The sequence below is a fragment of the Microcystis sp. M079S1 genome, from assembly GCF_020246425.1.
Lineage (GTDB): Bacteria > Cyanobacteriota > Cyanobacteriia > Cyanobacteriales > Microcystaceae > Microcystis > Microcystis aeruginosa.
Genome location: NZ_JADBSZ010000130.1, coordinates 1 through 19,652 on the forward strand (window position 1 = coordinate 1; position 19,652 = coordinate 19,652).

Sequence of the window (19,652 nt, forward strand, 5' to 3'; positions counted from 1 at the left end):
AGCAAATTTCTGGCACGTTAAAATTGAACCTAACAGTATCAATGGATTGAATAAAGCTTCTGCAATTGATACTCTTCAACTAAGGGGGGTGGATTTACAAAGGTTTATTCGTAAATTAGGAAGCGTTTCTGAAATTACAATACTGGAAATTGTAGCCGCCATTGCTACTGTAATCGAATTTGAGGTCTAACAAATCATTGCACCCGACCAACAAAAAGCGACTGATGCTGGAAAATAGACCAAAATAGCGGTTGAATTCAGCCGTTAGCGATCGACCGCGCTACGCACCGATCGGGTGAAAGAAATTAGATAAATTCAACGCCGTATAAACTCCTCGTCAATAGCAAATCAGGTTATACTTCATCTTTCTGAAAACACCGCAAAAGTTAACGCACCTCAACTGTAGCACTGGCATCATTGCCGAACACATCCACTAACTGGACAGCGATCGCTCGTTTCCCTGCTGCCAACCCCAGTGCAGTCTTAACGAGTAATTTAGATAGTCAACAGCTTATCGATCCCATTTTTCCCTATTCTAAGCGCACGATCTCTCCACCTCTGGCTAGAGATAATTCTGCTGCCTGGAGGATTTTGACTAATTCCGTCCCTACCGATCCCGAAGATACAGGAGAATCGACACCCGTAGCCACCGACTCTAGAAAATGTTCGCATAATGCTTTTAGGGGTTCACCATCGGCAATAGGGATAGATTCCGTCTCCTGTCCCCGGGGAATAAAATAGGCTTCCTGACGTTCAAAATAGCCCTTTTGTCGCGTTAAAGGCGATCGAGAGTCTAATTCATTGAAAATTAAAGTCCCTTCGCTGCCAACTATCCCTAAACGTCGCTGTTTATCGGGATTCCACCAACAAAGGTGAATAGTCGCTTGAAAACCATCGCCATAGATCAGGGTTAACCAGACTAAATCGGCTAGATTAGGTTGTAGCCAAACCGTTCCTCGTGCCTGAATCAATACTGGTGTACTATTTAGCCAATGATTAAAAATCGAGATATCGTGAATAGCTAGATCCCACAAAGCGGACACATCCTGACGAACTGGCCCCAGGTGGGTGCGAGTGGCATAACCATAAAGAGGTTTACCGATACCCCCGGATTGCAGGACTTTTTGTCCGGTGATAACGGCGGGATGAAAAAGATAGGTATGATCAACTAATAAAATACGCTGTTTTTGCGCCGCTAATTCCGTTAATTCGCCACATTCTTGGGGATTGAGGGTTAAGGGTTTTTCGGCGAGGACGTGATAACCTAAATTAAGAGCATCTTTAATCAGGGGATAATGGCTGATGGCAGGAGTAACGACGACTACGGCCGAGATTTCGGGGTGAAGACGAATTGATTCCCAGTCATTGGCTAAAATAACTTTATTAGTATCGAGATTAAATTGATCGCGACAGAGATGAAGTTTTTCGGGGGAGGAGTCAACGATCGCCACTACTTGTGCTGAGGGATGTTGAGAAAAATGACGGACGTAATGCACTCCCCAACGTCCTACCCCTAAAATAGCGATTCCTGTGGACATTTTGCTTACTCAGATAAATCAATCTAGTTTATTTTAAAAGGATTAGGCGCAATTGTTCATTGATTCTGAGAACTGGAAGGGATTATGTTAAAATTTTTTATCGATCGAGGGGGAACTTTTACCGATATAGTGGCGATAATCGATCGACCAGAAATTATTGAACGACTAGCTAGAGATGCCGCTAGATTTCTGATTGTTCCCCTTGCCGATCAACAGTGGATTGTTCTCTATAAACTGCTCTCGGAGAATCCCGAAAAATACCCAGATGCAGTCATTCAAGGGATCAAAGATATTAGTGGTTCCCTAGATAACATCGAAGTGATCAAAATGGGAACAACGGTAGCCACCAATGCGCTGTTAGAAAGAAAAGGAGAGCGCACGGTTTTGTTAATCACCAAAGGTTTTAAAGATGCCTTGAGAATTGGCTATCAAAATCGCCCCGATATTTTTGCCCGTCAAATTATTCTTCCTTCTTTATTATACGAACAAGTTATCGAAGTGGCCGAACGGTACGATCGTCAAGGACAAGAATTAATCGCCGTTAATCCCGCCCAAGTTAAAGCCGATTTAATACCAGTTTATCAAGGGGGTATCCGAAGTTGTGCGATTGTTTTTATGCACAGTTATCGTTATCCCGACCACGAAAAACAAGTGGCAGCTATTGCCGAAGAAATCGGCTTTACTCATCTAGCCATTTCCCATCAAGTCAGTCCTTTAATGAAACTGGTATCCCGGGGAGATACCACGGTAGTCTCTGCCTATTTATCGCCAATTTTACGCCGCTATGTTGATAGTATTAGCCAGCAATTACCGAAAACTAGCTTGTTATTTATGAAATCCGATGGCGGTTTAGTCACCGCCGATAAATTTCAGGGTAAAGATAGCATTTTATCTGGTCCTGCGGGGGGAATAGTCGGGGCAGTACAAACCAGTTTAAGGGCGGGATTTAGCAAAATTATCAGTTTTGATATGGGAGGAACTAGCACCGATGTTTCTCATTTTCAAGGGGAATATGAGCGCCAAACAGATAACGAAATTGCTGGCGTAAGAATGCGAGCGCCGATGTTAAGTATTCACACCGTGGCCGCTGGTGGAGGTTCGATTTTAGTCTATGATGGTTCTCGTTTTCGGGTTGGACCAGAAAGTGCCGGAGCTAATCCGGGACCTGCCTGTTATCGACGGGGTGGACCATTAACAATTACCGATGCTAATGTTTTGTTAGGAAAAATTCAAGCCACCTATTTTCCCGCTATTTTTGGACAAGAAGGAAATTTACCCCTAGATAGAGAGATTGTGCTGACAAAGTTTCACGAATTGGCGGCAACAATGGGGGGTAATAATAGTCCTGAACTGCTGGCTGCGGGGTTTATTCAAATTGCCGTGGAAAATATGGCTAATGCGATTAAAAAAATCTCTCTACAAAAGGGTTATGATCTCAGTGATTATACTCTTTGTACCTTTGGCGGTGCCGGGGGTCAAGTGGCCTGTTTAATTGCCGATACTCTGGGAATGAAAAGTATTTTTCTCCATCCCTACGCCGGGGTTTTAAGCGCCTACGGCATGGGTTTGGCCGATTTGAGGGTAATTAAAGAAAAAGCGATCGAACAGCCCTTAAATGCCGATTTAATCGGGCAGTTGCTCACGGAAATGAACGAATTAGAAGTTTTAGCGGGTCGGGAATTAGAGGATTATAATCAGGTGCGGCAGCAAGTTAGTTTAAAATATCAAGGCAGTGATGCCACTTTAGCGGTTAATTTTAGCGATCAAATGCGTCAGGATTTTGAACGGGAACATCAAAGACGTTATGGGTTTAAGCAAGAACAAAAAGCTTTAATTGTTGAGTCGATTGCCGTGGAATTGATCCAGACTATGGACAGTCCCAAAGAAGCAATTTTAACTCGCTCCCGTCCGATGGGAGAATTACCTCCTATGCTCGATCGAGTAGCGGTTTTTATGGCTAATCAATGGCGGGAAACGCCAATTTATCAGCGTTCAGATCTGCAACCTTTTGATTGTCTGACAGGACCCGCAATTATTATCGAAAAAATTAGCACGATTGTGATTGAACCGGGTTGGATGGCAAAATTAACGGAGAAAAATCATTTAATTCTCTCCAAAGATTAACTAGGGTTTGCGGCAAAAAGTTTTTCGTGGGGGTAGGGTGTGGGGTGTGGGGTGTGGGGTGTGGGGTTTTACCTGTTTTGAGGTGGCCAATTACCTAATTTTCAGGGAAAAAGTGCCTAAATTTCCCCCACTTTTTGATTTCAAAAAAGCCTAAAGATATTATCCAACAAGGTTTTTAGATTTATTCAGCAACCCCTACTTAGAAATATCTACAGCAGTTATCCTAATTGATCAATTCTCATTTCGCCGAGGTATTTACGGAGATAGGGAGAAAAAACCTCGTAAATCAGGGTAAGGGGTTGGCGAGCGTGCCAAAATAGGTAATGACGACCCCAAAATGCTCCTTTTTCCCCAAAAGCTATTTCTAATTCCGGGGAATGACCGTAATAAAGTCCCTGCACATCGCGATACAATTCCGTGTGCAGCCGCGAGAGACTTTCCCAAATCGGTAGGGAACGATTTTCTAGATATTCGTCCACTTGATTGACAGACCACCAAGAAGCGGCATAGGCTAACCTTTGACCACTAGCTGTGCGTAACCAGACTTGACGACGCAATCTCGGCCCCGGAATCAGGCTAATTTTCATCGGTGCGCCATCCTCATCGTCGCCGATGGGGGACATATCGATCACATCTACTTCCGTTTTTTCACCGGTTAAAAGTTGTAAATGACGGGTGGGAGAACCATCGCCGAGAATTAAAATCTGCCACGGGGGTGCGAGTTGGCTATGGGGTAAACCTTGTTTAACATCGGTTTCGTCTCCTTGCCAGAGAGGGGACAGGGAGTACCAAGGACGATTAAGCAGGGGCTTTTCTTGGGGGCGGAGGATAGCAGTCAAGGTTTGTTACAAAACTTTATGATTTTTTCATTAATAATAACACGGGATTTTTGTCTGCTGGTGATAAAAGCGATCGCCTTGCTCTAATCCTCTCTAATTTTTCGGTTAGCATAGGCACTCTTGCCACAGGAGATCGGCTATTTTGATTTTAACGATAGAAAGGTATCAATATCTGGAGGAATTTTTGTAATCTTCTCAGGGCAATTAATTGTCGAATCTTGGGATTAATTTGGGGGGGATAAATGCTGGTGGCTAATTGTTCTTCTAGTAAGGCATATTCTGCCGCAGTTAGGGGTTGATTATCAAGGGGCGAGCGAGCCGAAGTGATAATTTCTGCTCGTAAAACTTCTTCGGGAATATCTTCAGGAGCGGGCAAAGCAAGGGCTTTTAGGGGCGATAAGAAACCGATCGAGATGAGGATGATAATTTTTGTCGTTCGCTGCATTTAATTTAAACCGGGGGGCAATTTTTCTCGACACTGTTGATGAATTTCCTCGATTCTAGCAAACAACCAGGGATATTTTTGACGATAACTGGGAATTAGAGCCAGAGGACTGAGTAGGGCAGTGGCGGCAATATCGGCTACACTTAATTTATCCGCCACCAAATAGGCTTGATTTTGCCAATATTCTAGAATCTTGAGGGCATTTTCTAGGCGCTCCTCCGCTAGTTTTACCATTGCCGGGGTGATTTTATATTGTTGTCGCACGATATTAATAATTATTTGACTACTCAGGGAAGAATCGATCGCTTTTCCCTCTCCAGCGCGATAATCATAATAGACAAATCTAGTCGCTACTCCAATACTTTCATCTAACCAATCCTCTAGTAACCAAGCTTGATTTTTCTCCTTTTCCCCAGCGGGAATAAAAGAGGGGAAAGAAACTACTTTTTCTAAATATTTTAAAATGGCAGTAGAATCGGCAATAATCTCATCCGCTGCCATTAAAACGGGGACAGTGGTTAACCCTTTGGTTAGAGGCCTGAGTTTGAGAATATGTAGTCCGGGGGTGAGATTTTCTACTTGGTAATCAATCCCCTTATAACCTAGTGCTAAACGAGCTTTGCGACAGTAATGAGATGTGCTAAATTGAAGTAAAATCATTAAGTGTTGTTGGTTGCTATAGTAGTTATCAGTTATCAGTTATCAGTTATCAGTTATCAGTTATCAGTTACCAGTTATCAGTTATCAGTTATCAGTTATCAGATTTGAGTTTTAAGTGAGCAGTATGTATTAAGCGAGCAGTATTATTCCTAATATGTTTTCACTGATCACTGTTCACTGATCACTGTTCACTGATTACTATTTACTGTTTACTGTTTACTGAATTGGCAATAGGTCTATACTATGAGCAAACCCCCCCTTTTTTCGGCTGTTTCTCCTCCTGATGCGACTAATTCACTGGCAAAAGATCCCTGGTTAGCTGTCAATCTCTCGATGTTCTTCCCCGGCTTGGGACAATGGTATGCTAACAAAAACCAAAAAGCAACCATTTTGGCAATCGCTCAAGTAATATTAATAATTGTGACAATTTGGTCAATTTTTAGCCACAATGGCCCTGTAAGCTGGGGATTAGGGGGAATAGTTGCTCTGGTTATCGTTTACATTAGCAATATTTTTGACGCTCACTGGACTGTTTATTATTCCAGACAGAATAACAGCTTAGAGAAAATTCCCCGGAAACAGAAAAACCCATGGTTTGCCGTCTTCGCTAACCGGATTATACCGGGGTTAGGGCAATTGTACGCCGATAAGGTGATCTTAGGGATAATTTTTCTGACTATATCCCTGATTACCCTGAAAATGGATGATTTTTGGGCTAATATCCTCTTTCTTACCCCTTTAATTACAGCGATCGCTGTTTATCATGTTTACCACACTTTCCCCGATCAATTCCATCCCCATCGTCACACCTATCGTTCCATTTTGGCGCTGATGGTGGCAGCAATTTTTACTTGGGGAATTATCTGTAATTATTTTCCCGAATGGTTACACCAAAGAATAGAATTTTTCGAGATTCCGAGCGAATCCATGCTGCCTACCCTCGCAGTAGGTGATCGCATTTTCGTCAGTCAATCTGGTAATTATCAAGCGAAAAGAGGCGATATAATTGTTTTTAGAACTCCCGAAAAAATTAAGCAACTAGAGCCTAATTCTGGAGATTTTTTTATCAAACGAGTCATCGCTATTGCTGGGGATACCATTGAAATCCGCAGGGGTAAAGTTTATCTCAACTGGCAAGTTATCGAGGAACCCTACACCGCCGAGTTGGCCAATTATGAAATAGAATTTATGACTGTACCCCCAAAAACCCTGTTTGTTTTGGGAGATAATCGTAACCATAGTTTTGATTCCCGTGCTTGGGGTTTTTTGCCAGAAAGTTATATCGTTGGTCAAGCCTATAAAGTTTACTGGCCTCTAGATCGTGTCCAGTCTTTGCTATGATGGGGATGACTAAGCTGTTGACTATCTGAATTACTCGTTAAGACTTCATGGGAGCAGGGAGAGGGGGGTTGAGCATTTGTCCTAAAGTTTACAATACGCAGTTTAAATGCAGTACAGCATCCCTTGAATTGTTCCTGAAAAATTACCACTGGTGCTAGATAATTAACTTCAATCTTTTCTTGATTAATATGCTGTTAAAATTCCCTCAAAATCTGAAAATTCAGCGAATACTATTATTAGTATTTTGTCTAGGAATGGGGATAATTCTCTGGTGGTTATCGTGGCAATCCACCGGGATGAGCCAAATTCAACGACCCGAAACAGTTGCTCAACAAATTTATCAAGCAATGCCAGATTTACCGAAAGAAAACAACTATACCCGTCGAGATACAGGGGCGATCGATCCGAATAATACTTTAATAAGTCGCTTTCTTCGTTATCATCAAGATACAAAAAAAAGGTTTACTCTCATCCGTTTTGATTGGCAATTAACCCTAGGGGATTATCTAGGAGTGAACGAGAAAATCAGCGAAGAAAACTATCCTGGACAAGCAACCCTTACGGTTAACCCGATGGCTGCCGATATCAAAGCGATTAACAGTCTTAATCGTCGTCAACGGCAGCAGTTAGTCACCCTTCTAGTCGAAATTTATAACCCCGCCATTCTCCCCCAAGAAACCCCCACTCCTAGCCCTTCTCCCAGTCCCTCTCCCCGTCGTCCCTCTTTATCAAAACCGGGAGATGCTGACCTATTAAAATTCTAGAAAATTATGGAAAAAATTCTCAAATATGGTTCAGGTTGGCGACTCGGTTGGGATCCTAAGGCAGCCGTTTATAAAGGATTAATTGGTGGCGATGATTGGGCGATCGAATTGACCGAGGCCGAGTGGCAAGATTTGCGTCGGTTACTATCACAATTGACCGCAACTATGGCGGCCATGGCCACAGAATTAATGGATGAAGAAAGTATTGCTTGTGAAGCGGAAAGCGAGCTTTTATGGTTAGAAGCGGCAGGATTTCCCGATAATTATTCCCTGCGATTGATTCTCTATCAAGGTCGCGGTTGTGAGGGCAATTGGTCGGCCACTGCCCTGCCAGAGTTGCTCGCCGCTTGGGACAATTTGCTTTACAATTTTTAAGAAAGCGGTGGGCATAAGTTAATTTTTGTCTCCCCCTCTTGACTTTTTGATTCCCCTGTGTTGCTATGATTGCCCATCCGAGGACGAAGACCGATAATCTCACCTACACCCCGCCCCCATTGCTGAAAAACGGTTTTGCCATGACTCTCTATGTGTCCCTAAAAGCGCGAGAAACCTGGCAAAATACGATCGCTATTCCCGAACCAGTCTATCAAGAAACCATTTTCACCGGGGCCAATGCGGTCCCCATCTACGGGATTGTTTCCATTCCCCCGCAAGCGAAAGGAACAATTATCGGCACCTACGGCATCACGGGAGACTTAGATAATCAATGGTTTTTAAGAATTTTAGGCAGAAAAGCCGTAGCAAGAAACTACGCAGTCGTCCTCTTCGATTGGCGGGCCCACGGTAAGACAGCCGAATTATCCCCGACTCTCACCTCCGATGGCATCTATGAAGGGCTAGATTTCCTTCATATTGCCGCCCAAGCTCAAAAAATGGGCTGTCCCGCTCCTTTTTGGTTCACAGGTTACTCTCTGGGGGGACAATTGGCCCTCTGGGGAATTAAATCGGCAGAGAATCAGGAAGATATGGGGATCGATCCCGTCGATATCGGTGGTGGTGCGGTAATTTGTCCTAATTTAGACTCTAATCGTTCTTTATCCTATCTCGTCCGGGATCCCTGGGGGAAACATTTGGAAAAAGCGATCGCCAGGGAATTACGCAAGTTAGCCAAACGCATCCATCAAGCTCATCCCGATCATATCGATCCCGAAGCAATTACTCGCGCCACCACGATTGCGGGATTTGATCGAGAATTAGTGATTAAAAACTTAGGATTTGAGACAGTTTTTGACTATTATGCCGCTAGTAGTCCCTTGCCCTTTCAACCCTATTTAACTAAACCCACTTTTATCCTCTACGCGGCCGATGATCCCCTCTTTTCCCCGGCAGTTATTCCCGATCTGCAAGCAGCGATTGCCGATAATCCCCACGTCGATCTACTCTTAACCAACCATGGCGGTCATGTGGGTTATATCAGCAGTTTATCCTGTCAGCGTCAGTGGGGCGATAGCGATCGCTGGTGGGCATGGAATCGGGTTTTAGACTGGTTTGACCAAAAAACTGGCAAATAAGAGCTAATTTCTAGGAGTCAAAGGCCGCTAGAAACTCCTCCAGCTGTTCCCGAGTCGGTTGGGATGCGATCGCTCCTGCTCCCCTTGTCACCATTGCCCCCACCGCACAGGCATAAATCACCGCCTTACGGGCTAAATCGGCATTTTCCCCAATTTTATCGCCTCCAAGACCGGCACGAGCCAAAAAACCCGCCACAAAGCCATCCCCCGCCCCGGTTGTATCCACCACCTCCCCAGTAAAAGCCTTGACAGTGCCGCTATTTTCGCCTAAATGATATTTACAACCTTTTGCGCCGCCAGTAACCAGAATTGCCCCTAAATTGGGGTATTGTGATGATATTTCTCCGGGGGTATCAGTGCCAAATAACCATGCGGCTTCTTCCTCGCTACATTTGAGCAAATCGGCCCGGAAGATAAAATCTCGAATCCGATCGGGAGCGGCCTCAAGATTAGGCCAAAAAACCGGCCGCCAGTTGATATCGATCAATACTTTCACCCCGTAAATTTTAGCTAATTCGAGGGCGCGCATCATCGCCGCTCTCGCCGGGGGATAGGCTAACCCTAGGGTTCCCATCACTAGATAATCGGCATTTTTAAACAGATTTTCGGGCAATAGGTCAGCATTAAGGGCAGTATCGGCAAAATCAGTCGTTTTTCTGCCGCCAAAACCCGCAAAATGTCTGTCTCCCCCAGCATCGCGGGTGACATAAACTTGTCGGGTGGGTAGGGTGGCATGATACTGTACACCAGTAGTATCGACTCCGAGAGCGTCTAGCAAGGCGATTAACTGTTCCCCTCGTTGATCTTTGCCCACACAACCGATAAAAGCCGAATTTATGCCCAATTTTCGCAATCCACAGGCCACGTTTGCCGGCGCACCCCCGGCATAGGTTGTCCAAGAAGTCACTTGCTCTATAGAGCGCTCGCTTTGATCGGCAATTAGATCAAAGAGGATTTCCCCTAAACAAATGACAGACACTGGCGAAGATCTTTGATTGTTAAGCATTGGTGTGGGAAGTGGGGTGTGGGGTGTGGGGTGTGGGGAAGTGGGGTGTGGGGAAGTGGGGTAATGGGGAAGTGGGGTAATGGGGAAGTGGGGTAATGGGGAAGTGGGGAAGCTGTCTCAACCCTATCACCCCAAAACCCTATCACCCTATCTCCTCCTGACTCCTGAATCCTGAATCCTGACTTGTCAAGAAATCACGATAAATCAACTAGAGATTATCTGAGGCATTGAGTATAATCAAACACATAGATTAGGGGAAATTGCTCATAAATCAGCCCGATCGAGCGTGAATCCTCTTTTATTTTTTAGTCTTAGACTAAGGAAATATCATGGTTGATTGTAGTCAGATTCAGTTTGACGAGGATAAAAGCAAGATAGATCTATCGCAACTACGAGAATTATTTAATTTAACCGCATTTTGGGCAATCGATCGCCGTTTAGAAGATTTAGAAACCGCAATTGACTATAGTGATCCGGTGGTGACGGTGTGGAATGAGCGGCAATTAATTGGTTTTGCTCGCGCCATTTCTGACGGCATTTATCGGGCAACTATTTGGGATGTGATCGTTCATCCCGATTATCAGGGAGCGGGTTTAGGGCGTAAATTAGTAGAAACAGTCTTGGCCCATCCCCGAATAAATCGGGTGGAAAGAGTCTATTTGATGACTACTAATCAAGAAAATTTTTACCGGCGCATTGGTTTCCAAAGCAACGCCACCACGACGATGGTATTATTTAATCGTTATCCCGAGGAGTTTTCCTATCCGGCGATCGAGGTAAAGAAAAAACGATCCGTGTGAGCTTGTCCTGACTATTGTTATCGATTTGATCTAAGCTCATTTCCCCCCCCGAGACTTCGATAATGCCTTTCGCTAACTGAAATTTAAGACCGGGAGAAAGACCGAGAGCTTGAGTAAATTGTTTTACTTCTTCTGGCTTTGATTCTAAACTCAAAGGGGAAATTTCTGGCATTTGCCAGAGAGCGATTTCCCCCGGAAATTCTAGGGTAATAGTGACTTTTTTCTCGCCAAGGGCACTTACCGATATACAAATAGAGCCACTCGTTAAGTTGGCGATCGCCGCATCGACGAGAAGGACAAGAGCGGAGGATAAACGTTGATAATCGGCAATAATAGCAATATCATCGGTCAAAGGGCTAAATTTAAGCTTAATATTGCGATTAGCTGCCTGTAAATAGGTTAAACTTGCCCAATCTTGCCAGAGTTTAGTTAAAGAAAAAATTTCTTGATCGAGAGGTATAGTACCAGACTCTAGTTTGGAGAGATTAATCATCTCATCGAGCATTGCCATCAGTTTACAGCCCGCCAGTTGCCCCTGGGCGATAAATTCCCTTTCTTCGGCCGGACTTTCACAAAGATCGGCGAGAATCAGTTGATGGAGACTGATCATACTGCTCAATGGCGATCGCAATTCGTGGGCAACCCGTCCCAAAAAACTGCTTTTGAGGTGATTAATTGCCACGGCCATCTGATAAGCGAGGCGAGTTTGCTGTAATTCCCGTTTTAAAGCGTCAATATCGTCCATATTTACAGAAAAACTGCCCCTTGTCGTAAGATATCCCATCCTTGACATTGCCAACGCGCGACGGTGGAGGGTTGTCCACTATTGATTATTCCCCATGCTTGCCTTTCTGTGGGCGCTAACACCGTCACCGAGGGAAAAGTAGTCATAATCGCTTCTGGAGTCAATAAAGGCTCTTGTCCTGACAGATTAGCACTTGTGGTCGCTAAAACACCAGTTCGACCGAGAATTTCTCTGGCGATCGCATGAGCGGGAACTCGGATACCAATCGTGCTAGGATTTTTAGGGTTAAGAACTTTTGGTACTTTTTCAGCAGCAGGTAAAACCAAAGTTAGGGAGCCGGGCCAGTGTTTTTCGGTCATTTGCCGCCAAATTTCCCTTTCTTCCTGATTTCCCTCGACATAATCCCATAAATCTGCTGCTGAGGCGGCCATGAGAATTAAGGGTTTATCAAAAGTCCGTTTTTTAGCGGCAAAAATTAAGGCAGCATAGGGGGGAGAAACCGCTAAAGCGGGGACTGTATCCGTGGGAAAAGAAACCACTTGACCACTTAGGGCCGCGTGAACAATTTCGTTAAGAGAAGCAGTAGGCATTGAGAATTGATCATTTTTGGGGACTAATTTAGCCTAAAACTTTTTGGTACAATTTTAAACGGGTAGGGTTGATTCATGAATCAACCCTACCTTGAATCAACCCTACCTTGAATCAACCCTACTTGATCAGCGGGGTATCTGAAAGTTTTTAACACCTACCTACTTATCTCCAACCAATTAGCGACGATTAATTATGAATGAGTCTGATACTTTGGCTAATCTCGAACAATTAGAATATATTCCCTACCTAGATGCCACGGGTAATATCTGTGCTGATTTCCAGGGAAAAATCGGGGTTTATGCCATTTTTGATCGAGAACAAGTCTTAGAGTTTGTCGGCTATTCTCGTGATATTTATCTCAGTTTAAAACAACATCTTGCCCGACAGCCTCAAGCTTGTTATTGGCTAAAAATACAGTTGATTGATCGTCCTAATCGGACTATTCTCGAATCGATTAAACAAGCTTGGCTAAGAGAAAGTCAGGCAGTAATCGACAATGAAAAACTCTGGACAGAACCAATTGATGCTAAATTAGCCATGACTGAGACAGAAAAAGAAATTTATCAAAGTGCTGACGAATTAGGGAAAATGAAGTTATTAAAACAGCTATCCAGGCGAGTAGAAAACGATATTTTATCAACCCTAGAAAAACGGGGAGTACAGATGGAAATTCGTTTTAATCCCAAGTTAAAAGAACAGGGTTTGCTCGATTTAAAGTAAAAATTACCTGGAGCGATCGATTCTCCAGACAAACCGCTATGATAGTATATCGCCCCCCCATCCCGACACCAATGGAACAGCGATGACCACTCCAGACTGGCCAAACCTACTGCAGCAACTACTCGATCGAAAATCCCTTTCCCTTAACCAAGCTGAAGAATTAATGACCGGATGGTTAAACGGCCAGATTCCGGAAGTTTTATCGGGGGCGATTTTAGCGGCTTTGCAAGCAAAAGGAGTCTCGGCCGCGGAATTAGCGGGAATGGCCGGAGTTTTACGGCAACAATCTCGCTTAGAAGACCCTAAACCCCATACCACTCCCGTTATCGATACCTGTGGCACCGGCGGTGACGGGGCTTCAACCTTTAATATTTCCACTGCCGTGGCTTTTGTGGCGGCCGCCGGGGGTGTAAAAGTGGCTAAACACGGCAATCGCTCTGCTTCCAGCAAGGTCGGTTCGGCCGATGTTTTAGAATATCTTGGGGTTAATTTGAGCGCCCCTAGCGAGAAAGTAGCGGCGGCTTTAGATGGGGTGGGAGTGACCTTTCTTTTTGCCCCCGGTTGGCATCCAGCCCTGAAAAGTGTGGCTAATCTCCGCAAAACCCTGAAAGTTCGCACGGTTTTTAATCTTCTGGGCCCTCTAGTTAATCCTCTCCGTCCCACAGGTCAAGTTATCGGGGTTTATGACCGGCAATTTCTCACCCCCATGGCCACGGCTTTAGCACAAATGGGAACCCCAAAGGCGATTATTGTTCACGGCCGGGAAAAACTCGACGAGGTGGGGTTAGGAGATCTGACCGATATGGCTTTATTAAATAATGGCGAGGTGATTTCTGCGGCGATCGATCCCTTGTCAATTGCTATCCCCAGAGCCAGTTTAAATGCCCTTAAAGGCGGGGAAGTACCAGAAAATGCCGAAATCCTCAAAAATGTCCTGCAAGGGGGGGGAACGCCGGCTCAACGGGATGCTGTGGCGATTAATGCCTCTCTTGCCCTACAGGTGGCAGAAAAGGTCACTTTTGGCGACCATGCTGCCGGTTTCGCCCTCGCTCGCGACATTTTAGCCAGTGGGTTAGCTTGGCAAAAATTAGAGGAGTTGGTTAAGTTTCTCGCCTAGGACAATTCACAGGAGTCAGTCTCGATGAAAAAATTTTCACCCCCACAGATGAAAGAGGTTTTCTTCCCCACACCCCACACCCCACACCCCACACCCTCTTTCAAGTCAGGAGACTCCGAGACAGGAGATTGCTTTTATTTATTCTCCCCACTTCCCCACTCTGCAATAATTACTCGCAGCCAGAAATAGGTTGGGCTTATCATACTTTGTGCTTTTTGTCAAAAAAACTTTTTTTTTGCAATAAAACTACACAAAAAAAAGATCATCGTTAGGGGTGAAATTGACTGATTTACCCGCTTCAATTAGGATCCCCTTCTAGGTGTGGCAAGGGTTTCAACCATTGCTGGTCAAAAAAGCACAGAATAACCCATTATGAAATTCAGTAAAATCGCTGTAACCATGATAACATCGTTGTTAAATAAAAATCTTTCTCAATTAATTCTTAAGAATTTATAAATATTGCGGAATGTTAATTTAAATATTCTCAAGTTTTTGCAGTCAATAAATAATTTTTGCTTATCTTTGTTAGAAAATAGAACTCCTGCAAAAATCCAACATCTACCATGGGGTTAGGAGTCAGTATTCAGGAGACTCCGAGACTATTTTTATTTATTCTCCCCATCTCCCCACTTCCCCATCACCCCACACCGCACACCCCACACCCCACACCCCACACCCCACTTCCCACACCCCACTTCCCACTTATGAGAGATGATCAAAAGATGAAAGAATCATGGCGAGAACGTCTGAATATCTCTCGAATAGCGATTAATGCCCCGAGGTTAACCATTGCTTTCTGGTTAGCGGTGGCCATGGCAGGAATTTTGGCTTTTAGTTCCCTAAAATACGCTCTTTTCCCCGATATAAGCTTTCCAGTCGTCATAATTAACGCTCAAGCGGATTTAGCTACTGCTATCACCACGGAACAGCAATTAACTAAACCCCTAGAAAATCCCCTTTTCTCTCTCCCCGGTTGTCGCGATGTGTCCTCGACTACTTCCCCCGGACAGTCAGTAATCAGCGTTTTCTTTAAAATTGGCACAAATTTAGACAAAGCCACCGCAGCAGTTAAACAGGCTATCTCGCAAATCCCTTTACCCCCTCAAGCTACCACAGAAGTTATCCCCGTTGATTTAAATGAGTCGGCAACAGTTACATATACGCTGGTGAGTGAGCAGAAAACTCTGGAAGAATTAAGCCAAATCGCCCAAGATAATTTAATTCCGCCCTTAAAAGCTCTTTCTGGTACGGCTAAAGTTAATTTACTCGGTCAGGGTACAGTTAGGGAAGATAATCCCCATAAAAGCTTAACCCGACCATTACCCACGCTGGTGCGCTTTAACGGCCAAGAGGCGATCGCTGTGCAGGTAATCAAACAAGGTGCTGCCAATAGTCTCGATCTGGCCGCTCAGGCAGAAAAACGGGTTAAAGACATAGCACAAAAACTGCCCGATGTCAAGATAATTTTAGCTGAAACCCAAGCGGAATATATTCGCGCTGCCCTACAAGGCACGATCGATGATTTACTTTTGGCAGTTTTGCTGTCGGTGCTGGTGATCTTGATATTTTTAGGCAGTTTCGCCGCTACAATCATTTCTGCTCTGGTTATCCCCCTATCTCTTTTGGGGACTTTCATTATCATGGCCATCTATGGGTTTAATCTGGAAACCCTGACGCTACTGGCCCTGGCTTTGGTGATCGGCATTGTCGTGGATGATGCGATCGTCGATGTGGAGAATATTTCCCGTTTAATCGACGCGGGGGAAACCCCGAAAAATGCGGCACTCAAGGGGACAAGGGAGATCGGATTAGCTGTCACTGCTTCCACTTTAACCATTGTTGCCGTGTTTATACCCGTGGCTTTTATGGGGGGTGCGGTGGGACAGTTTTTCCAACCCTTCGGTTTAACTGTCTCGGCTGCGGTGATTTTTTCTCTGTTGATCGCCAGAACTTTATCGCCAGTTTTGGCATTATATTGGCTGAAACCGCAGGCACAGGCAAAAATGACGAAACAAAAGCGACCGATTGAGAACACCTATCGACGGCTCTTAAACTGGTCATTACGTCATCGTTTGCTGGTCATTGCTATTGCCCTAATTACCTTTTTTGCGGGTATTGCCTTGATTCCTTTTATTTCTAGGGGATTTATTCCCCGACTCGATCGCGGCGAGTTTAATCTGGTTTATACTTCTCCTTTGCCGAAAATAACGCAAATTAGTCCTAATAAACCGACGGCTAAGAGTTCTAGCGATAGTTTCGCTTGGATTTCCCAGTTAGCGAGTTCTCCCGAAAGTTTTCTTTTGCGTCGCACTATCCGCGATGGCAGCAAATTAGAAGCACCGATTTTGCAGGATGGGGAAGTGGAATCGACTTTTATGATCGCCGGTTTACGCGGTGAGCCGAATCGTGGCAAAATTCACGTTAAACTGAAGAGCGATCGTAAATCTCACACCAGTGCGGTGCAGCAACGGATTCGGCAAATTTTACCGACAATTAGAGGGGTGAATGTCAGTGTCGAGGACATTCCTTTTGTGCAGACGGAAGCGGAAAAGCCGATCCAAATTGCGATTAAAAGCGATGATTTCAAGCTATTGCGCGATAGTACCGAGAAATTGCGGGTTGAGGCCGCTAAAATCGCTGGTTTAAAGGATATTTCCCTATCATCTAGATTAAATGAGCGGGGGGATTTTTTGGCGATCGAGCGTTTAAATGGTCAACAGGCGATTTTTCTCAGTGCTAATCTTAGTCCCGATTTAGGATTAGAAGATGCGGCGATTAAAATTGAAGGGATTCCTTTACCGGAAGGGATAACTTTACAGCGTTGGGGTACTTCTTCTCAAAGTAGCGGTGTTTTGGGCAGTTTTGGTCGCACTTTAATCCTAGCGACAATTTTAATGTTAGGAGTTTTATGGTTATTATTCAGAAGACTGTTAGAAACTATCGTCATCGCTTTATGTTTACCTTTAGCGATTGTGGGGGCAATGTTGGGGTTATTGGTAACGGGTAGTGAGTTTAGTATGATTTCTCTGATCGGGTTTATCTTCCTCTTGGGACTACTCGATAAAAATGCTGTGTTATTGCTGGATTATACTAACCAATTGCGTCAACAGGGTTGGAGTCGGGAGGAAGCGGTTTTAGAAACGGGAATGATTAGGTTAAGACCGATTTTAATGACCACTTGTTCGACAATTTTAGGCATGATTCCGATCGCTTTGGGATTGGGTACTGGTGCGGAATTGCGGCAACCCATGGCGATGGTAATTGTGGGAGGTTTAGTCACTTCTTCCCTGTTGAGTTTAATTGTTGTGCCTGTGTTATATCTAAGTTTAGAGGATGTTTGGAACCAGATTAAAGCCGGTCAAAAGTAGCTAGTTTTACCGTTTTGGCTTCTGATTACTATAGAGTCGTTTAAATTCTTTTTGTTGTTGATTATGATCGACAATTGGCTCAGGATAACCACAACGATGTCTTTCTAAACGGGGGATTTTCCCGGTTACTAGATATTCCGTATCTACGGAAGCTAATTCTGGCAACCATTGACGAATATATTCCCCTTCCGGATCGAATTTTTGTGTCTGACTAGCGGGATTAAAAATTCTTAAAGGTTTCGGATCCATGCCACTAGAGGCACTCCACTGCCAACCACCATTATTAGCGGCTAAATCGCCATCAAAAAGTTTCTGCATGAAGTATTTTTCGCCTTTTTGCCAGTTAATAATTAAATCCTTGGTTAAAAAACTCGCCACGATCATGCGACAACGATTGTGCATCCATCCCGTTTCATTTAATTGTCGCATGGCTGCGTCAACGATCGGATAGCCGGTTTTTCCCTGGCACCAAGCTTGAAAATGTTCTTCGTTATCCTGCCAAGGAAAATGACGAAATTCTTTTCTATAAGCACCGACCGCCAATTCTGGGAAAAAATAGAGACAATGCTGGTAAAATTCCCGCCAAGCTAACTCTTGCTGCCAAGTGATAATACTATTTTTTGCTTCCTCGGCCCGGCAATTTTCTAATAATTCTAGGGTTGCCGTCCAAATTGCGCGAATACCAATCGCCCCAAATTTTAAAGCGGCACTCAAGCGCGAGGTCCCATCGAAAGCGGGGAAGTTACGATCTTCTTGATAATTGTTAATAACCCCTTGACAAAATTCTTCTAATCTGCTATGGGCGGCCTTTTCTCCGGGGGTGAGGGGTAAGGGATTTTGCCAGGTAAAACCTAAATTTTCTAGGGTTGGTAAATTAATAGTTTCTGTGAGTTTCTCCCCCTCATTTTCGTCTAATCCTTGCAGGTTTTCTAGGGTTTTGGGGCTGGCTTTGGCTAATTGGCTCCAATTTTTCCAAAAAGGAGTATATACGGTGTAGGGACTTTTTGAGAGGGTGAGGACTTGTCCGGGAGCGTGGAGAAGTTGATCCCAGAAGGTTTCTACTTCAATTCCTTTTGTTTGTAAAGCGGCGATTACCTGTTGATCCCGTTGACGCGCGTAGGGTTCGATATCGAGGTTAAAAAAAACTGCTTTTGCCGATAAATTGCCAGCTAAGTTGACGAGTGTTTGGCTGGGGTTGCCGCGAATAATCAGTAATTGACTACCTTTTTGGCGATAATTTTTTTCTAATTCCTCTAGACAACCGAGGAGATAGGCAACTCTAGCAGGGGCGATATCATCCCTCTCTAAAATAGCGGGATCGAGGCAGAAAACCCCGATAATTTTCGGACTACGCTCCCTAGCTTTACTCAGTCCAATATTATCCGAGAGACGTAAATCGCGACGATGCCAGAAAAGGATTAGATTTGACATAAAGTAAGGTGATGAGAAGATTATCAGGGGCGAGATTATTGGGGTAAAAGGGGGAGACAGTTAAGAACAAATTCAAGTCAAAAATACTCTTTCTATAATTCTAGGACAGTGGATCAAGAATAATTATCTAATTGGGTGCATCTCATTTTTGTAAATCTACTGAGTTGGGATTTTTAAAGGGAAACTATCTTCTAAAATTGGTATTACTTCCGATTTTATCACTCAATCCAAGCTTTTGGGGGGTAGAACCCCCCAAACCCCGGAGCGCATTAGTTTTTCGGTGGGATGCTTACACGCAGCTGCTGACATATTTGTAATAATTTAAGAGTCACTGATAATTGCTGATTGTCCATAGGTCTGCAAATGTGAGATGCACCCGTCTAATTTTAAAATCTAGCTGTGATTGGCAGTTAATTGATTGACAAAATCTCGATGTTCTGCTGTTTCTAAACCCCGCTGCAAAATCACTAAAACTTTTCCTAAGTCGCCCATTAATAAAGCGTTTTTATCCAGCCATAAACCGGGGAAGATTTGGGAGCGCATTATGCCATCACTATCGGGTTCTAGTTTAATATATTCTCCTGCCTGTAGCCGAAACCAATCAATTTCTTGTTCATAAAACCGCCAGACTAGGTATTCTTGGACTTGATTG

General features: G+C 44.2%; 18 protein-coding genes and 1 pseudogene. 10 read left to right on the plus strand and 9 right to left on the minus strand.

Going from position 1 to position 19,652, the window contains the following annotated elements; all coding sequences use genetic code 11:
* Positions 1 to 190: type II toxin-antitoxin system PemK/MazF family toxin (locus IM456_RS08470; RefSeq protein WP_287693209.1), on the plus strand; the 190-nt coding region annotated here is incomplete at its 5' end.
* Positions 191 to 530: 340 nt separating this feature from the next.
* Here IM456_RS08470 and IM456_RS08475 read toward each other — a convergent pair.
* Positions 531 to 1,538 (minus strand): Gfo/Idh/MocA family protein, encoded by a 1,008-nt coding sequence (locus IM456_RS08475; protein WP_287693210.1) that lies wholly within the window; start codon positions 1,536 to 1,538, stop codon positions 531 to 533.
* An 84-nt stretch (positions 1,539 to 1,622) separates the two neighbouring features.
* Between IM456_RS08475 and IM456_RS08480 the strand changes: the two genes are divergently transcribed.
* Positions 1,623 to 3,662: a hydantoinase/oxoprolinase family protein gene (locus IM456_RS08480; protein ID WP_287693211.1), complete on the plus strand. Its 2,040-nt coding sequence runs from the start codon at positions 1,623 to 1,625 to the stop codon at positions 3,660 to 3,662.
* 218 nt (positions 3,663 to 3,880) lie between these two features.
* Here IM456_RS08480 and IM456_RS08485 read toward each other — a convergent pair whose 3' ends face one another.
* The 3 genes from IM456_RS08485 to IM456_RS08495 all read right to left on the minus strand — a co-directional run bounded on the left by IM456_RS08485 (position 3,881) and on the right by IM456_RS08495 (position 5,606).
* Complete coding sequence (locus IM456_RS08485) at positions 3,881 to 4,501, minus strand: chorismate lyase (protein ID WP_002758121.1); 621 nt, start codon at positions 4,499 to 4,501, stop codon at positions 3,881 to 3,883.
* 148 nt (positions 4,502 to 4,649) lie between these two features.
* Entirely contained in the window at positions 4,650 to 4,946 is a 297-nt protein-coding gene (locus tag IM456_RS08490; protein ID WP_147071506.1) for a glutathione S-transferase, read from the minus strand.
* Positions 4,947 to 5,606, minus strand: coding sequence for a glutathione S-transferase family protein (locus tag IM456_RS08495; protein ID WP_149986976.1), 660 nt, complete (start codon positions 5,604 to 5,606; stop codon positions 4,947 to 4,949).
* A 243-nt stretch (positions 5,607 to 5,849) separates the two neighbouring features.
* On the opposite strand from IM456_RS08495, the gene lepB reads away from it, so the two are divergent.
* The 4 genes from lepB to IM456_RS08515 all read left to right on the plus strand — a co-directional run bounded on the left by lepB (position 5,850) and on the right by IM456_RS08515 (position 9,222).
* Positions 5,850 to 6,947, plus strand: a complete 1,098-nt coding sequence (lepB, locus tag IM456_RS08500) for a signal peptidase I (protein WP_287693212.1) — start codon at positions 5,850 to 5,852, stop codon at positions 6,945 to 6,947.
* 188 nt (positions 6,948 to 7,135) lie between these two features.
* Positions 7,136 to 7,711: a hypothetical protein gene (locus IM456_RS08505; protein ID WP_149986974.1), complete on the plus strand. Its 576-nt coding sequence runs from the start codon at positions 7,136 to 7,138 to the stop codon at positions 7,709 to 7,711.
* Between the two features lie 6 nt (positions 7,712 to 7,717).
* Complete coding sequence (locus IM456_RS08510; protein WP_287693213.1) at positions 7,718 to 8,086, plus strand: DUF1818 family protein; 369 nt, start codon at positions 7,718 to 7,720, stop codon at positions 8,084 to 8,086.
* A 65-nt stretch (positions 8,087 to 8,151) separates the two neighbouring features.
* Positions 8,152 to 9,222, plus strand: coding sequence for a YheT family hydrolase (locus tag IM456_RS08515; RefSeq protein WP_287693214.1), 1,071 nt, complete (start codon positions 8,152 to 8,154; stop codon positions 9,220 to 9,222).
* A 10-nt stretch (positions 9,223 to 9,232) separates the two neighbouring features.
* Here the strand turns inward: IM456_RS08515 and IM456_RS08520 are convergent, their stop codons facing one another.
* Positions 9,233 to 10,228, minus strand: a complete 996-nt coding sequence (locus IM456_RS08520) for a carbohydrate kinase family protein (RefSeq protein WP_287693215.1) — start codon at positions 10,226 to 10,228, stop codon at positions 9,233 to 9,235.
* A gap of 329 nt (positions 10,229 to 10,557) precedes the next feature.
* Here IM456_RS08520 and IM456_RS08525 point away from each other — a divergent pair, with 329 nt between their 5' ends.
* On the plus strand, positions 10,558 to 11,028 hold the full coding sequence (locus tag IM456_RS08525) for a GNAT family N-acetyltransferase (RefSeq protein ID WP_002758109.1): 471 nt from the start codon (positions 10,558 to 10,560) through the stop codon (positions 11,026 to 11,028).
* On the opposite strand, the gene IM456_RS08530 is transcribed toward IM456_RS08525, so the two are convergent.
* Positions 10,964 to 11,821 carry a sensor histidine kinase gene (locus IM456_RS08530; protein WP_287693216.1) on the minus strand — a complete coding sequence of 286 codons (858 nt, stop codon included), beginning with the start codon at positions 11,819 to 11,821 and terminating at the stop codon, positions 10,964 to 10,966. The genes IM456_RS08525 and IM456_RS08530 overlap by 65 nt on opposite strands.
* Complete coding sequence (locus IM456_RS08535; protein ID WP_012264415.1) at positions 11,776 to 12,363, minus strand: L-threonylcarbamoyladenylate synthase; 588 nt, start codon at positions 12,361 to 12,363, stop codon at positions 11,776 to 11,778. Before IM456_RS08535 ends, IM456_RS08530 begins: the two co-directional genes overlap by 46 nt.
* A gap of 193 nt (positions 12,364 to 12,556) precedes the next feature.
* On the opposite strand from IM456_RS08535, the gene IM456_RS08540 reads away from it, so the two are divergent.
* The 3 genes from IM456_RS08540 (at position 12,557) to IM456_RS08550 (ending at position 17,569) form a co-directional block, all read left to right on the plus strand.
* Positions 12,557 to 13,084, plus strand: a complete 528-nt coding sequence (locus IM456_RS08540) for a GIY-YIG nuclease family protein (protein ID WP_149987091.1) — start codon at positions 12,557 to 12,559, stop codon at positions 13,082 to 13,084.
* Positions 13,085 to 13,166: 82 nt separating this feature from the next.
* Entirely contained in the window at positions 13,167 to 14,201 is a 1,035-nt protein-coding gene (gene trpD / locus IM456_RS08545) for an anthranilate phosphoribosyltransferase (protein WP_008196843.1), read from the plus strand.
* A gap of 722 nt (positions 14,202 to 14,923) precedes the next feature.
* Complete coding sequence (locus tag IM456_RS08550) at positions 14,924 to 17,569, plus strand: efflux RND transporter permease subunit (protein ID WP_287693217.1); 2,646 nt, start codon at positions 14,924 to 14,926, stop codon at positions 17,567 to 17,569.
* Between the two features lie 6 nt (positions 17,570 to 17,575).
* Here the strand turns inward: IM456_RS08550 and IM456_RS08555 are convergent, their stop codons facing one another.
* Together IM456_RS08555 and IM456_RS08560 are read right to left on the minus strand one after the other, a co-directional pair.
* Entirely contained in the window at positions 17,576 to 19,000 is a 1,425-nt protein-coding gene (locus IM456_RS08555) for an FAD-binding domain-containing protein (RefSeq protein WP_149987089.1), read from the minus strand.
* Between the two features lie 393 nt (positions 19,001 to 19,393).
* A pseudogene (locus IM456_RS08560) lies at positions 19,394 to 19,652 on the minus strand (Uma2 family endonuclease); the annotation flags it as partial.